Source organism: Staphylococcus sp. HL28 (genome assembly GCF_021117155.1).
Lineage (GTDB): Bacteria > Bacillota > Bacilli > Staphylococcales > Staphylococcaceae > Staphylococcus > Staphylococcus warneri.
The window spans coordinates 18,751-34,412 of the sequence record NZ_CP088218.1 but is presented as its reverse complement, the minus strand read 5'-3'; the positions used below and the strand labels follow the sequence as shown (position 1 = coordinate 34,412).

12 protein-coding genes, 2 tRNA genes and 1 pseudogene are annotated in these 15,662 nt (G+C 33.6%); all 15 read right to left on the bottom strand.

Annotated elements, in window-relative coordinates; all coding sequences use genetic code 11:
• Window positions 1-279: 279 nt before the first annotated feature.
• The gene (locus LPC11_RS00145) at window positions 280-903 is read right to left on the bottom strand and encodes a hypothetical protein (protein ID WP_023374442.1); all 624 of its coding nucleotides are present in this window, start codon (window positions 901-903) and stop codon (window positions 280-282) included.
• A 145-nt stretch (window positions 904-1,048) separates the two neighbouring features.
• A pseudogene (locus tag LPC11_RS00140) lies at window positions 1,049-1,969 on the bottom strand (SEFIR domain-containing protein).
• A 378-nt stretch (window positions 1,970-2,347) separates the two neighbouring features.
• On the bottom strand, window positions 2,348-2,506 hold the full coding sequence (locus LPC11_RS00135; RefSeq protein ID WP_167321431.1) for a hypothetical protein: 159 nt from the start codon (window positions 2,504-2,506) through the stop codon (window positions 2,348-2,350).
• A 107-nt stretch (window positions 2,507-2,613) separates the two neighbouring features.
• A complete protein-coding gene (gene rlmH, locus LPC11_RS00130; protein ID WP_002466394.1) occupies window positions 2,614-3,093 on the bottom strand; it encodes a 23S rRNA (pseudouridine(1915)-N(3))-methyltransferase RlmH in 480 nt (159 codons plus the stop codon).
• Window positions 3,094-3,458: 365 nt separating this feature from the next.
• Entirely contained in the window at window positions 3,459-4,259 is an 801-nt protein-coding gene (locus tag LPC11_RS00125) for an MBL fold metallo-hydrolase (RefSeq protein ID WP_015364556.1), read from the bottom strand.
• A 473-nt stretch (window positions 4,260-4,732) separates the two neighbouring features.
• The gene (locus LPC11_RS00120) at window positions 4,733-5,524 is read right to left on the bottom strand and encodes a two-component system regulatory protein YycI (protein WP_023374445.1); all 792 of its coding nucleotides are present in this window, start codon (window positions 5,522-5,524) and stop codon (window positions 4,733-4,735) included.
• The gene (gene yycH, locus LPC11_RS00115) at window positions 5,525-6,862 is read right to left on the bottom strand and encodes a two-component system activity regulator YycH (protein WP_041613800.1); all 1,338 of its coding nucleotides are present in this window, start codon (window positions 6,860-6,862) and stop codon (window positions 5,525-5,527) included. It lies immediately after the preceding gene.
• A complete protein-coding gene (gene walK, locus LPC11_RS00110; RefSeq protein ID WP_002451566.1) occupies window positions 6,855-8,681 on the bottom strand; it encodes a cell wall metabolism sensor histidine kinase WalK in 1,827 nt (608 codons plus the stop codon). The genes yycH and walK overlap by 8 nt, the downstream gene beginning before the upstream one ends.
• A 12-nt stretch (window positions 8,682-8,693) precedes the next feature.
• Window positions 8,694-9,395, bottom strand: coding sequence for a response regulator YycF (gene yycF / locus LPC11_RS00105; protein WP_002451565.1), 702 nt, complete (start codon window positions 9,393-9,395; stop codon window positions 8,694-8,696).
• Window positions 9,396-9,866: 471 nt separating this feature from the next.
• Window positions 9,867-9,939 (bottom strand) — tRNA-Asp (locus LPC11_RS00100).
• A 6-nt stretch (window positions 9,940-9,945) separates the two neighbouring features.
• A tRNA-Glu gene (locus LPC11_RS00095) sits at window positions 9,946-10,020 on the bottom strand.
• A gap of 219 nt (window positions 10,021-10,239) precedes the next feature.
• Window positions 10,240-11,523 (bottom strand): adenylosuccinate synthase, encoded by a 1,284-nt coding sequence (locus tag LPC11_RS00090; protein WP_023374447.1) that lies wholly within the window; start codon window positions 11,521-11,523, stop codon window positions 10,240-10,242.
• A 285-nt stretch (window positions 11,524-11,808) separates the two neighbouring features.
• Complete coding sequence (gene dnaB / locus LPC11_RS00085) at window positions 11,809-13,209, bottom strand: replicative DNA helicase (protein ID WP_002451563.1); 1,401 nt, start codon at window positions 13,207-13,209, stop codon at window positions 11,809-11,811.
• A 31-nt stretch (window positions 13,210-13,240) separates the two neighbouring features.
• A complete protein-coding gene (rplI, locus tag LPC11_RS00080) occupies window positions 13,241-13,687 on the bottom strand; it encodes a 50S ribosomal protein L9 (RefSeq protein ID WP_002466410.1) in 447 nt (148 codons plus the stop codon).
• Window positions 13,684-15,651 carry a DHH family phosphoesterase gene (locus LPC11_RS00075; RefSeq protein WP_023374448.1) on the bottom strand — a complete coding sequence of 656 codons (1,968 nt, stop codon included), beginning with the start codon at window positions 15,649-15,651 and terminating at the stop codon, window positions 13,684-13,686. The genes rplI and LPC11_RS00075 overlap by 4 nt, the downstream gene beginning before the upstream one ends.
• Between the last annotated feature and the right edge of the window lie 11 nt (window positions 15,652-15,662).

The window sequence follows — 15,662 nt, the reverse complement described above, 5'->3', positions numbered from 1 at the left end:
TTATTAATCACTTCAATTAGTTCTTTTCTAGTTTAGTAAAATCTGCATAATTTTTTATAATTTCATTTATATCACTTTTCACTTTTTTATGGCTCCTAAATCTGTTTTATTAAATCCAGATTTATCTTCTATTTTTATTCTATTATGATTATTCAATGGTACCTCAGTACTATATAAAATCAAATGGTCTATCTTTTCAAGATCATTTACTTAGAAAATTTCAACTGAATATCTCAAATAAATACTCCTTTCAAATTATTAAATATTTGTTTTGTATACTTAAACTTCCGTTTTATCTTCCACATTTATACATATTGGTACAGAAATATAATTGTTATATGAAAAATTATTTGAAATAGCTTTGCAATATTGAAATTTAAAATCTTGTTGATATGTTCTACCTATTAAATCATTAAATTGTATTTTAAAATAAACATCATAAGCGTTTGAATGAAATTCACATCTAACAGAGAAACTAATAACTTCTTGAGGTAAAGCATACTGTTTATCTAAATAATCATGAACAAAATGCTTATGGTTATTTACATCATCATTTGTTTTGAAATAACTATTAAAATCTCCAGTTTCTTTTAAAGGTATCAATCTAACATTAGTTGCAGATTCTCTTCCTAGATTTATAATTTTTATAGGAAGAATAATCTTTTTTTGGTTATTTTGCTCTTTTAAATAAATCTCATCTTCTAATTCTAAATGAAAATGCGGTATTATAGCTATTCTACTATTAGTATTATTAAGTTGTACTTGCAATTTATTTTCCATTTTCCTCAATTTTTCTTGTCTCATTGATAAAATTTGATTGGATTTATAGTTTTTATAACTAATACCAATTCCGATTATAGATACTAAAATTGCTAATGCAGAAAAATAATTAGACACTTCCATAATTTAATCTCCTATATAATTATATATAATCGATTTTTCTTTTTAAAACGTATCACTTAAAAGAAAACACATATAAAAATCGAAACTGAATAAATGAACTCATAATGAAATACGTATCCAAATTTGAATGACTTCCGTCACACAGTTAAAATTTAATATCATTTTGATTTAAGGAACGTTCAAATTCTTTAACTTTTTCATTTTCAATTTGTTGCCTTTTTAATTTCATTTTTATTAATTCTTTATATTCTTGATTTGTATCATCAACACACATTATTAGAGTATCACGATGATAATCTTTTACTTCTTCAATTGTCGTACCATCTAAAAGTATTTTATCATTTATAACTTTTGCTATCCCTGGTCTATGCATAGTAGAGAATGAACGCGGACTGTTCCACTTATTTATAAAAATATCATTCCATTCTTTGGAAGGGGCTTTATTTAATAAAAATGGAATACAGTATAATGCTGATCCTCTAGTACCATCCAGTCTAGGTATTGTTACTTCTTCTTGCTTTATTCCTAAAATCCTTACTTCCTCACTACTTTCTGGTATTGAATTTATACTTTCCTTACCTAAATAATTGTAAACACTTTTATTTTTTATAATTGTTTTTTTGCTATGACCTACTATAGTTGCCAGTAAATTCTTAATTTCAAAATCATAATTTTTAGAATCTTGTTTATAATAAAGAGCTGTCCAAAGTTTTCCCTTTAAAAAATTCGGTATGTTATCTTTATCTTTTTCATTTAATAATATTGGAATAAATCTATCTCTATCAGTATTTTTTAAAATTTCATCTGACATCAACATTGCTTCGTATCCGCTTCCACCAATTCTTGTATCTGTATTTGCTTTATAACGCTTACTACAAATAATTAGTACAAAATCTGACTGTTTTATTCCTTTTTCCATAAATAGTGGTAGTTCTTGACCTTTATTTAAATTCCATTTATCAAAAATCACATTCAATTATATATATTCCTCTAACATCTCTGCTAACTTAATAACTTTCTCATCTTCTTTTTCATCCCATGCATACGAAATAAAGATTGTTTTCATAAAAATCACACCTCTTATTTATAATCATTTCATTTAACATAAAAATAAATTTTATTTATTATAAAATATAATTTAATTTTACTATAGTCGCCTGCTTTGTATTTAAGTATTCTTTTTTAGCTCATTCTTACTCAAATTCGTTTGAAACAATAACTTTACCGAAGCTGTGTGTACCTTCTAAATAACTGTGTGCTTAGTTTGAATACTTTCTTAGGTTTAACAGCAATATGGTTGCTTTCTATATAATCAAAGAATTCTTTTATCTTTATTTCATCAACATTCTCTGAAACAAAAGCTGCTTTAATTCATTCATTGTTTCAACACCAAGCAAGTTCGAATTTATAAGATATTCATCTTGAAAAGTGGTTTTATATTTCATTATTTATACGCAATTTTACGAATCACTTCATTCGTAACTTTCTTCTTATTATTAATCACATCAAGAATTTGTTTTTGTTGTTCCTTTGTTACATCCATACCATCAAGAGAAAGATTTTTAGCGATTTGCTTATTAACATTTGACTCAATTGTAATCATATTCTCATCTCCTAATAGTAATATTACGCCATAATCTATTTTAACTCATCTACATCCAATATTCGTAATATTTCTAGTACTTTCTCATAATATTTAGTATTTTTGCATCACTTATGATATGCTTCGCCTCTCATTATCTTAAATGCTCGATACACTTGTTCTATTAACACTACGCGCATCATTTGGTGTGGGAAGGTCATTTTGCTGAATGATAGGGCGTAGTTGCTGCGTTGTAAGACGTCTTGATGTAGGCCGTTAGATCCGCCTATCACAAATACAAAGTCGCTTTGGCCTTGTGTCATGCGTTGGTTTAGTTCTTTAGCAAGGCCTTCTGATGACAACATTTTACCTTCAATTTCTAAAGTAATCACAGTTGCTTGTGGTTTGATTTTAGCTAATAGACGTTGGCCTTCTTTTTCTTTAACTTGTTCAATTTCTTTATCACTCATATTTTCTGGTGCTTTTTCATCTGGCACTTCTATTATTTCAATTTTAGTGTATGCACCTAATCGCTTTTCATATTCAGCGATTGCTTGTTTCCAGTATTTTTCTTTAAGTTTTCCAACTGACAGAATTGTAATTTTCATAATATCCTCCGAGATATACTTGTTAGAGTTATCCACAAGTTATCAACTTGTTCACACTATTCCCTCTTATTGTATCAGTTTATCCTCACATTTTTTATAAATTTTTATGATTTATGCACAAAAATTGTGGAATAACCTGTTATTTTGTGGATAAGTATGTGTACAATGTGGGTATTTCTGTGTGTATTGTACACAACTCTGGATAACTATGAACAATTCAGTGGATAACTTCCCGATAGTCTTAATTATTTTTATCAAGTTATCCCCTATAAATATGACTTTTAAGACTTACTTCTACCACTTTTCCACAGAAATAGCATTAAAAAAGAGCGAGACTTTCCGTCTCACTCCCGTCTAAAATTTCATTATAAAGTATAAATAGGTGTCGCTTGTGCTTTATCCGTATCACATAACAATACTTCTTTTTCAGTATCTATATCATGTTGGTTTAACACTTGTCCTACACTCATACGCGCTAAATCTTTCATATTATTATCTTGAGATAAATGTGATAGATATATACGTTTGGTATTACCGGTAATCACATCAGTCATTGCTAAACCTGCATCTTCATTAGATACATGTCCCATATCTCCTAAAATACGTTGTTTCGTCTTCCAAGGGTAACGACACATACGTAACATATCCACATCATGATTACTCTCAAAGATAAAGGCATCACTACCACGAATCATACCTTTCATTCTATCTGAAACATAACCTGTATCAGTTAAAATCGTAAATTTCTTATGATCATTATGGAAAATATAAAATTGTGGATCTATCGCATCATGAGAGACGTTAAATGACTCAATATCAAACCCAGCAATTGATTGCGTTTCATACGGATTAAAAATAAATTTCTGATCCATTGGTATACGGCTATCTTTCTTCTCAATTGCTTGCCATGTCTTTTCATTCGCATATATAGGCAAGTTATATTTACGTGCTAAGACTCCTAGACCTTTAATATGATCAATGTGCTCATGAGTCACTAATATACCGTTTAAATCTTTAATATTTCGGTCGATTTGGCCAAAGAGTTCTTCCATCTTCTTACCCGTTAGGCCTACATCAACAAGGATACTTCCTTTTTCATTTTCAACAAATGTGGCATTACCAGTACTACCACTTGCTAATACACTCATGCGTATCAAGCGGCTCATCCTTTCTAATTGAAGCACTCATCCCTCTTAGTGACGTAAGAGTGCCTTCCGTATCATTTTTCTATTATTCTTTTAGTTAGTAATTAACTTTTTGAGCCGGAGACATAAACAAATGTTTCAGGCTATCATTTTGTATTGGCATTAGTTGACTAAATTGATTTCCACTTGAATCAAGTTTTTCAATTCTAGTCAATCTTGCCGGAGTGAGACAACGAAATCAATTTTAATAAAATGTTATTTCTGTCCCACTCCCTCCCGTTCTTAAAATACCTTATATTATACTATACCAATTCTTATATTAATCTGCCAATACTCCGTTCTTTAAACTACTCGCATAATGATAATTTTATTTTTTATCTTCACTATTTAATATTTCAAAAAAGCACAATCTTATTCATAACTTAAAAATATACATAAAAAACTGCCGACAATGTTAAAAACGTTGTCGACAGTTTAATATTCAGTCTTGCTCCCTACTTATCTATTACTTTTGGATTAGTGCTTGTGGCTTCGACGTAATAGGTTTGTGTGCTATCTTTGCCGTTGTGTTTGACTTTGATTTCCCAGTTAGGTTGTAGTAATTGCACGTTTGTTTCTTTAACTACTGAATAGTAGCCTAGGCGTGCGTCTATCACTTCATCATGTCGCTTGAGGTAACGATTATAATATAAAGCTTCTATAGCCTTCCTAGGGCCTATCACTTGGCTTTTACTACTGTTTGAACCTTTTGCCGCTTCAATGTTATCCATCATTGTCTGTTTGTAGCTCGTCGCTTTACCATTATCTATGTTAAAGCTAAGACGTGCTTTACTGTTATTCATGATTGGATAACCTTGATAGGTTTGCTCAAAAGTCATTGCCTCTGATCCAAGTTTACTTAATTGATAATATTTACCTTTATAGACATTGTCTTTCATGTAATTCTTAATATCTTTAAGATTTTTATCACTGACATTAACAGTACTACCGATATCGCCATCAAGTAACTTCCCTGAATCTGATACACTCAAGCTTGAACGTTCTTTGGCATAACTTGAGAAATCTTTAGATTCTGCTGTGATTTGTTGCATATGCGTATCTTTCACATCTTTGTTCAAGACGTCGTCAGGGACTTTAATTTCTTCTTGTTGGAAGTTTACGCGATTATCACTTTCCGCTTCGTTAATTTGTGATTTATTTACTTTATCAATATAAATCACGACGAGGAAGATATTCACAAGAATAAATACGAAAATGAATAAGGTCTTGGTCAATTTCCAGTTCATTTATTCTAGCCCCCCATCTTTATACGCATACCACTTACCGTCATATTCGACATACCAACGAGGTGTAAACTCACTATTACGTTGCACTTCGATATCATCGTTGTTAGGTCGATCATCCATATCATAACCTACCGCGATGTTAGTCACACGCTCGAAGTCGATATTACTATTGTTCGCAAGTCCTGAACGAACAGATTCTGCACTTTCAAGTGACTTTTTATCGCCACTATTCAAGATAACATCCGTTCTTAGTAATGATCGTCGATAATCAAAGACGCCTTTTTCACCCCAAGTGACTTGAATCTCATTTAAATCTTGTTTGTTAAACGTAGGATAACCATTTAAGAAGCGTTGATATGTTAATTCACCACTCATATTATCTGTGCTAAACAGACGGTAGTCTTCGCCTAAGAAGCCTCCATGACCATTGAGGAATTCGAATGTACCACCAATAGTATCTTCCATGTTAGTTGAACTCTTCTCATCTTCTGATAAGTTTCTATAATGGTATTTCTCACTCTTATCATTGTAATTGGCTACACCTGTATTATTGTTGTAAGTTGTCACACCACTTTGTGCACTACGCACAATCGTTGAATCATTAAATAATACGGAATTCATTTTTTCAACGTTAATAATATTGAATACCATACGATATGTCTTAATATCTTTTGGCTTTTTAGGTGCAAAAATGTGTGTGGCTTTATCAATCGTTTCTTTATTAGTAATGATTTCAGTATATTTCTCCATATCTGATTTCAGACTAGTTAATGATTGATTGACGTCTTGTCCTTTAACGGATGTCTTCATTTTAACGACTTGATGTCTATCTTTACTAATTGCATATAATACGACGTGTCCTTCGTGGTCTTGATCTATTAGTAGTCGATTAAAGTTAAAATGACGCGGTGTCTTAGCATCAATATCTAAAACTTGGCTTAAATATGTTGATAACGGTAGATCATACGTAAAATCAAGAACGATAAAATTATCACTAAGTTCTGGAATAATTAAATTGTGATTTCGTTTTAAATGTTGTACTGAAACAATATCTTTATCTTTTAAAGGACTAATTATTTTTGAAATAGCATGTCCTGTTGCGGGCATACCTTCTGTTTTCTCACCATTAGAATGAATAATTTGAAACGGTGTGATGGTACCATCCATTTTAGCCGTTCCTGGTTTACTAATGGGTTTAGTGTTGTCCCTCTTGTTCTCCGGCGTATTATCTGCATTAGATAAGTCGGGCGAGAAATTCCAAACCATATAGGTTAAGACGATACTCATTAGTACGAGTAAGATGAGGATAATCGTTTTGATGTGTTCTTTACTATTCATCCCAATCACCGTCTTCAATGATTTCGCATGGTAGTGTTATGAAGATAGATGTACCTTGGCCTTCCACACTATTGGCCCAAATACGACCATTATGTGCCTCAACAATTTCTTTTGAGATGGCTAGTCCAAGACCTGTACCGCCCATTTTACGTGTACGTGCTTTATCGACACGGTAGAATCTATCGAAGATTTTATCTACTTTATTAATAGGGATACCGATACCATTATCTTTAATACGAATTGTCATTCTATTGTAAAGTGCATTTTGTTTCACGTGGAACTCGACGCGTTTATCACCACGAGAATATTTCATTGCATTAGTAATGACGTTATCAAATACTTGCGTCATCTTATCAGGGTCTATTTCAGCAAATATCGTTTGTTGTGGAATTTCACGAACAAATGTTGTATCTTTAGCAGCCATTTCATGTCGGTTAATAATCTTATTAATAAACATGTTAAAGTCGACGATTTCTTTGGTAATTTGATCTGATTCATTATCCATTTTAGATAATTGAAGTAAGTCGTTAACAAGTCGAATCATACGTTCTGTTTCTTCACGTGTTACGGATAAGAATTGTGGTGCTAAGTTATCATCTTTCCAAGCACCTTCTTCAAGTGCCTCAATATAACTGTTCATAGAAGTTAATGGTGTACGTAATTCGTGTGATACGTTAGCTACGAATTCACGACGTTCACGTTCTACTTGTTGTTGTTCTGTTACATCATGTAATACGGCAATGTAACCTGTCACAAACCCTGTTTCTTGAACAATCGTACTGAAGTTTACACGCGCAATGATGCCTTCTTCTTCATTAATATCTAATAAGAAGCTGTCATTATTTTCTTGAATTTCATCTAATGAAAATTCTTCTTCTAAATTCAATACACTTAGCATGTAATAACCGATAAGGTCTTCTTTAGCCATGCCTAGCATTTTAAGTGCCATATCGTTAGCAATACGGACACGTCCACGTCTATCTGTCGCTAAAATACCATCACTCATATGTGTGATAACAGAGTCTAAACGACGTTTTTCACTTTCAGTATTCGCTTGTGCTTCTTGTACCCTCTTGGATAAATTATTGAATGCAAGTGCGAGTTCACCGATTTCGTCATTACCATAAATCTTAACACGTTGCGTATAGTTACCTTTAGACATCTCGACCGTCTGGTTACGCATGTCGGTAATAGGTTTGGTAATGGTTCGCGCAATGAAGAACCCGAGTATCACAGTAATAAATAATGAAATAGCGGTACCTACGATAAAGATTTGGTTGATATTGTTAAGTTGATTGTATACATCATTGATTTTAGATTCTATGTAAATATTACCTATCGTTTGTTTATCAACTTTAACTGGTATGTTATAAACCCAAACCCGTTCCTTACCATTACCATAGTCTTTTAACACCATATGGTTGTTACTTTGACCAAGTGATAATGCCTTTTGAACAGAGCTATCGTTGGCTTTTTGATTGATTAAATCGCGGTTAGACTGCTTGGTTGTTGCCATAATAATTTGGTCTTTGTCTATAAAGCGGATTTCACCAATTTCTTGACGGTTGGCATACTCGCTCAAAAGATTTTGTATGTCCTTTTGAGCGTTGACCGAACCTTTTTCGTTATATACTTTTTCAATGCTTACATCTAATTGTTTTGCATATTGTGTAATGTTCTTTTTAAAATTATCGAGTAATTCCTTTTCCAAACTATTAGTAAAATATAGACCAATAATTTGCATACCAATAATGATCAGTAAGACATAGACAATGACCAGTTTCGTGTGAAGGGATTGGAGTTGTTTTAGCCACTTCATTCAACTAAACCTCTAATCATGTTGTTGGAGGAAGTATCCAACGCCTCTACGTGTCACAATATATTCTGGGTGTGATGGATCGTCTTCAATTTTTTCACGTAAACGACGAATCGTTACGTCTACTGTACGTACATCTCCAAAGTAATCATAACCCCACACAGTTTGTAATAAATGTTCACGAGTCATTACTTGGCCCATATGTTTAGAAAGATAATGGAACAACTCAAATTCACGGTGTGTTAACTCGATGTCATCACCACGTTTTTTAATTGAATACGCATCTGGATAAATGACGATATCTTTAATAGAAATTTCATTTGTTGCGTCATTGACTTCTTGCGCTGGTTGAGAATAATGACGACGTAAGTTTGCTTTTACACGTGCAATTAATTCGCGTGTACTAAATGGTTTCGTCACATAGTCATCTGCACCTAATTCTAATCCTAAAACTTTATCAATTTCAGAATCTTTCGCAGTTAACATGATGATAGGCATTTCGAATTTTTTACGTACTTCACGACATACTTCCATGCCATCTCTACCAGGTAACATAATGTCTAATAATACGATGTCTGGTTCCTCTTCATATATTAAATCTACAGCGTCGTTACCATCGTACGCGCAGAATACATCGTATCCTTCTTTTTTAAGATTAAATTCTAAAATATCAGCAATTGGTTTTTCATCGTCGACTACCACAACTTTTCTAGCCATATATATAAACCTCATTTCTCAAAGTATAATTCTACCGTTCGTCTTTTCTTAATTCGTATCGCTTGAGACCTTTCACGAGGCTCAAACGCATGTGCTTTTTCAACACAGTTACTACTATCTAATTTACCATTTATGAACGGTTAATTCTATTTTTGTATAAAAAATTATAGAATAATATTATATATAAGTTTACCACCAAAATTCTATATCACAAAATAAGTTGAATGCTTTCAGTAAGCTGAGAATTCAAAAGATATTAACTTCATAATTTTGTAATATTAAAATTTAGTATAAAACCGATTAATTCAATGTTTTTCCATTTATTTCTAACGATAATTGAGGAAATGTTAAGTTTCGATTGCCAAATGTCATCGACTTGTAAAATGAGGAATAATTATTAAATAAAGTGGCATTGCTTTCATTGATCATAAAAGGACATAAAAAAATGCCTACCCTCTTGGGTAGGCAATACGGTCTCGACGGGAATTGAACCCGCGATCTCCTGCGTGACAGGCAGGCGTGTTAACCGCTACACTACGAGACCTAAAAATGGTGACTCCTACGGGACTCGAACCCGTGTTACCGCCGTGAAAGGGCGGTGTCTTAACCGCTTGACCAAGGAGCCGTTCTTAAGCACAAGATAGATTATAGCACAGCCAATATTTGAATGACAAGATATTTTTTACATAATTTTAACATTATTTTTAATTAGGCCTGAGACAGTAATAATAAAGAACAATTGATTAGTTATTTTGTAGTATATTCAAGCATTTTTATCATCATATTAAATATAAAAAAAGCCGTTAAATAATTGTTATATCATTTAACGGCTTATCGGTATTAATTACCATAATTTTTCTAATAAATTTGTTTGTTCACGATCTGGACCTACTGAGAAGATTGAAATGCGTACGCCACATAATTCAGAAATACGTTCTAAATATTTGCGTGCATTTTCAGGAAGTTCTTCTAAAGTACGACAACCTGTAATATCTTCCGTCCAACCTGGTAACTCTTCGAAGATTGGTTTACAACGTTGTAATTGATCTAGGTTAGCTGGATATTCAGTAATTTCTTTACCATCTAATTCATATGCTGTACAGATTTTAACTGTATCTAAGCCAGTTAACACATCAATTGAGTTGATTGATAAGTCTGTAATACCACTTACACGGCGTGAATGACGTAATACTACTGAGTCGAACCAACCTACACGACGTGGACGACCAGTTGTTGTACCGTATTCACGACCAACTTCTCTAATGTGATGACCATCTTCATCAAATAATTCTGTAGGGAATGGACCATCACCAACACGTGATGTATAAGCTTTACATACACCAATTACTTTAGATACGTATGTTGGACCTACACCCGTACCTACAGTAACGTTACCTGCTACTGGATTACTTGAAGTAACGAATGGATATGTACCGTGGTCGATGTCTAACATAACACCTTGGGCACCTTCGAATAGTACTTTTTCATCTGCAACAATTGCGTCGTCTAAGATTTTAGGTGTATCTGTAACAAATTCTCTTAAACGTTGACCTGCAGCATAATATTTTTCAAACATATCATCGAAGCTTGGGCATGTTTCATTAAACATACCTTTGAAATATGCATTTTTATGTTCAATATTTTGTTTTAATAGTCTTTCGAATGTTTCTTTTTCGACTAAGTCTCCCATACGGATACCAATTCGTTGTGCTTTATCTACGTATGCTGGGCCGATACCTTTTTTAGTTGTACCGATTTTATTATCACCGCGAAGACGCTCTTCATACTCGTCTTGTGCAATATGATAAGGTAAAATCACTTGAGCACGGTTAGAAATACGTAAGTTATCTGTTGAAATACCACGTTCATTTAAACCGTCTAATTCTTTAAGTAATGCAACTGGATCAACTACCACACCATTACCAATAACTGCTAATTTGTCTTTATAGAAGATACCTGATGGTACTAAATGTAATTTATATGTTTCTCCACCAAATTGGATGGTATGTCCTGCATTATTACCACCTGAAAAACGTGCAATCACGTCTGCTTGTTCTGCTAAGAAATCTGTAATTTTACCTTTACCTTCGTCTCCCCATTGTGTCCCAACTACTACGATTGATGACATAAGAGCACCTCCAAATTTTTCTCATTTAACCATGAAGTATTTTACCAATATAGATACTATAATGCAAATAAAAATCGAACATTGATTTCGTACAATCAAATTCATCTATTTTTCTTTATAATGAAAGTTAAAATGCACACAAAAGCTATAATGACGGCGTTTAACGTATTTAATCAGAAATCCAAGACACATACTTAGTGATTTTTAAATACCTTTATACAAAACAAAAACCGTACAATAAAACTACAAAGTCATTTATTGTACGGAATTTATATTTAAAATATTTTATGACATTTCTGCATGAGCATAATCTATATCAGTAAATTTGTTATATTGTTTCATAAAGTGTAATTTCACGGTACCTGTTGGGCCGTTACGTTGCTTAGCGATGATAATTTCAATTTCACCATTATCATCATTAGTTTGTGGCTCAAAGCTTGAATCATCATCGTCATCCTCATCTTCGCCACGATTATAATAATCATCACGATATAAGAAAGCAACAATATCAGCATCTTGCTCGATAGATCCTGATTCACGAATGTCACTCATCATCGGACGTTTATCTTGTCGCTGTTCAACACCACGAGATAACTGACTCAGTGCGATAACAGGACATTCTAGCTCACGTGCAATAGCTTTTAGCGTTCGTGAAATTTCAGATACTTCTTGTTGACGGTTATCTGAGAAGCGTGAACCACTACCTTGAATCAATTGCAGATAGTCAATCACAATCATATCTAAACCGTGCTCTTGTTTAAGTCGACGACATTTAGAACGTAAATCATTGATTCGAATACCTGGCGTATCATCAATAAATATTTTTGTTCGAGATAATTTACCAACTGCAATCGTAAATCGGTTCCAATCTTCTTCGGTCATTGTACCGGTTCTTAATCGGTTTGAGTCAACGTTACCCGAACTACATATCATACGTGTTGCTAATTGGTCTGCCCCCATCTCAAGAGAGAAGATACCTACTGTATATAAATCTTCATGTGTTGCTACCTTTTGGGCAATATTAAGTGCGAAGGCAGTCTTACCAACAGATGGTCGTGCAGCTAAAATGATTAGGTCGTTTCGGTTAAAACCAGCTGTCATTTGGTCTAAATCTCTATAACCTGTTGGAATACCCGGTGTTTGACCACTATTTTGATCGAGCTCCTCAGCAGTTTCATACACTTGTCCTAATACATCTCGAATATCTTTAAAACCATCGCTCTCACGTGTAGATGATAGTTCTAAAATGCGTCGTTCTGCATCGCTCAAAATCGTATCTAATTCTAACTCATCATTGTATCCGTCATTGGCGATACTATCTGCAGTCTGAATCAACTTACGTTTAAGCGCATGTTTAAATACGATATCAGTATAATATTGAACGTTTCTTGTTGTAGGGACATTGGTAGATAATTCTGCAAGATATTGCGGGCCACCCGCTTCACTCAAGCTTCCTTCAGTCGTTAATTGATCCATTAACGTCACTACATCAATTTCTTTATTATCTTCATTTAAGTGCATCATCGCACGGAAAATATGTTGATGGGCGCCTCTATAAAATGACTCAGGAAGTAACACTTCCTGAGTTGTATTAATTAATTCCGGATCAATAATAATGGCACCTAAGACAGATTGTTCGGCTTCATTGCTATGTGGCATTTGATTTTGCTCGTACATACTATCCATTATTGATTACACCTCTATTTTCAATCCATCTTTATTGTTCTACTGTATGCACACGAATTGTACCTTCAACTTCTTTATCTAATTTAACAGGTACATTTGTATAACCTAATGTGTGGATACCTTGTGGTAAATCCATTTTACGTTTATCTAGTTTAATATCATGTTGATCTTTAAGGGCTTGGGCAATTTGTTTCGTACTTACTGAACCAAATAATTTACCGCCTTCACCTGTTTTAGCAGATACTTCAACTTCGATGTTAGCTAATTTTTCTTTTAATGCTTTAGCGTCATCAATTTCTTGTTGTCTGTCTGCTTCAGCACGTTTATTTTGTTGTTCTAATTGTTTTAAGTTACCAGGTGTGGCTTCTACGGCATAATTATTTTTTAATAAGAAGTTATTTGCATAACCTACTGGTACGTCTTTAACTTCACCTTTTTTACCTTTACCTTTAACATCTTGTGTGAAAATTACTTTCATGCGTCTTCACTCCTACTCATTTGTTCTGTTATTGCTTGTTGTAATTGTACAATGGCGTCTTCGACTGAGACACCTTTTAATTGTGTCGCTGCATTCGTCAAGTGACCACCGCCACCAAGGGCTTCCATAGTTAATTGAACATTAACTGAGCCTAATGAACGGGCTGAGATACCGACTAAATTATCTTCACGTTTGGCAACGACATATGAAGCTTCTATACCTTCTAAACTTAACAACTCATCGGCTGCTTGTGCAACTGTAACAGGATGATAAATTTTATCGTCCGAGCCATGTGCAATCGCAACACCGTTATCTTGTACTTCGACTGTTCTAATTAATTCAGAACGATTAATGTACGTATCCACATCATCTTTTAAGAAGTGTTGTGTAAGAATAGTATCTGCCCCATGTGCTCGTAAATAACTTGCTGCATCGAATGTTCTTGAACCCGTACGTAATGTGAAGTTTCTTGTATCAACAATAATACCTGCATACATAACAGTAGATTCAAGACGTGTTAAACGTTGTTCTGTTGGTTGATATTCTAGCAACTCTGTGACAAGTTCGGCTGTTGAACTTGCATAAGGTTCCATATAAACCAGTAGTGGATTGGAGATAAAGCTTTCACCACGTCTATGGTGGTCAATCACTACCTTACGATTTGCTTTATTTAAGACATTTTCATCTAGAACCATTTCAGGTTTATGCGTATCTACGACAACAACCGTTGTTTTCGATGTCATCATGTCCCAAGCATCGTCTGATGTAATAAATCGTTCTTTAAGTTCTGGTTTCTTATCAATTTCATCCATGACACGACGCAATGTTGGATCGATATCAGATTCATTTAAGACAACATATGCTTCTAGATTATTCATTAATGCGAATCTAGACACACCAATGGCTGCACCAATGGCATCTAAGTCAGGTCGTTTATGTCCCATCACGATGACTTTATCGCCTTCAGTTAAGATATCTTTTAATGCGTGTGAGATAACACGCGCTCTTACACGTGTACGTTTTTCCATCGGGTCAGTCTTACCACCGTAAAAGCGTACGTTACCGTTCATGTTTTTAATTGCGACTTGGTCACCACCACGACCTAGCGCTAAGTCTAGACCTGATTGTGATAATTCACCTAAGTCGATAAGATTTTCAGTACCTTCACCGACACCAATACTTAATGTCAATTGTGCTCGATAACCAACACTTTTCTCACGTAATTGACTCAAAATGTTGAAATTTGAGTCTTCGATTTCGGCTAAAATCTTTTGATTTAAATAGGCTACGAATTGGTCTGAATTATAACGTTTGAAATAAATATTATATTCTGATGCCCAACGACTAATCACACGCGTAACCATTGAGTTAATTTCAGATCGCTGTGTATCGTTCATGTTTTGCGTAATTTCATCGTAGTTATCTAAGAATAATGTTGCAATAATGGGTTTTGAATCTTCATATAGTTGGTTCGTTTGTACTTCATCTGTAATATCGAAGAAGTATAAGCAATGTTCATTGCTTGAATAACGTACTCTATAATGATAATTTTCATGTTCAATTTCTACTTCTTGAACTTTCTCCAATTGCTTTAAGATATTGGGAAATATTTCGTTTACCGATTCTGAAATGACATTAGTTGTTAAATGTTCAGACATAAAATGGTTGACCCATTCAATATGATCATTCTCGTCTAACACAATCATCCCTATCGGTAAGTGTTTAATCGCCTTATTACTACTTGTTGTAATATGACCACTTAAACCATCCACATAACTGTCCATTTTCATAAAAGCTTGTCTTAACAAGAACACACTAGCAATAATCATTACTAGTAGTATACCTGCAGCTATACCTGCCACGATTTGGTTAAATATAAACCAAACGACGACTAATGCAATAGCAGTCAGTACCATTATAATAAATGGTATGAGCAAAGCTTTTTTAGTGGATTGACGGTTCATTCTTCCACCTC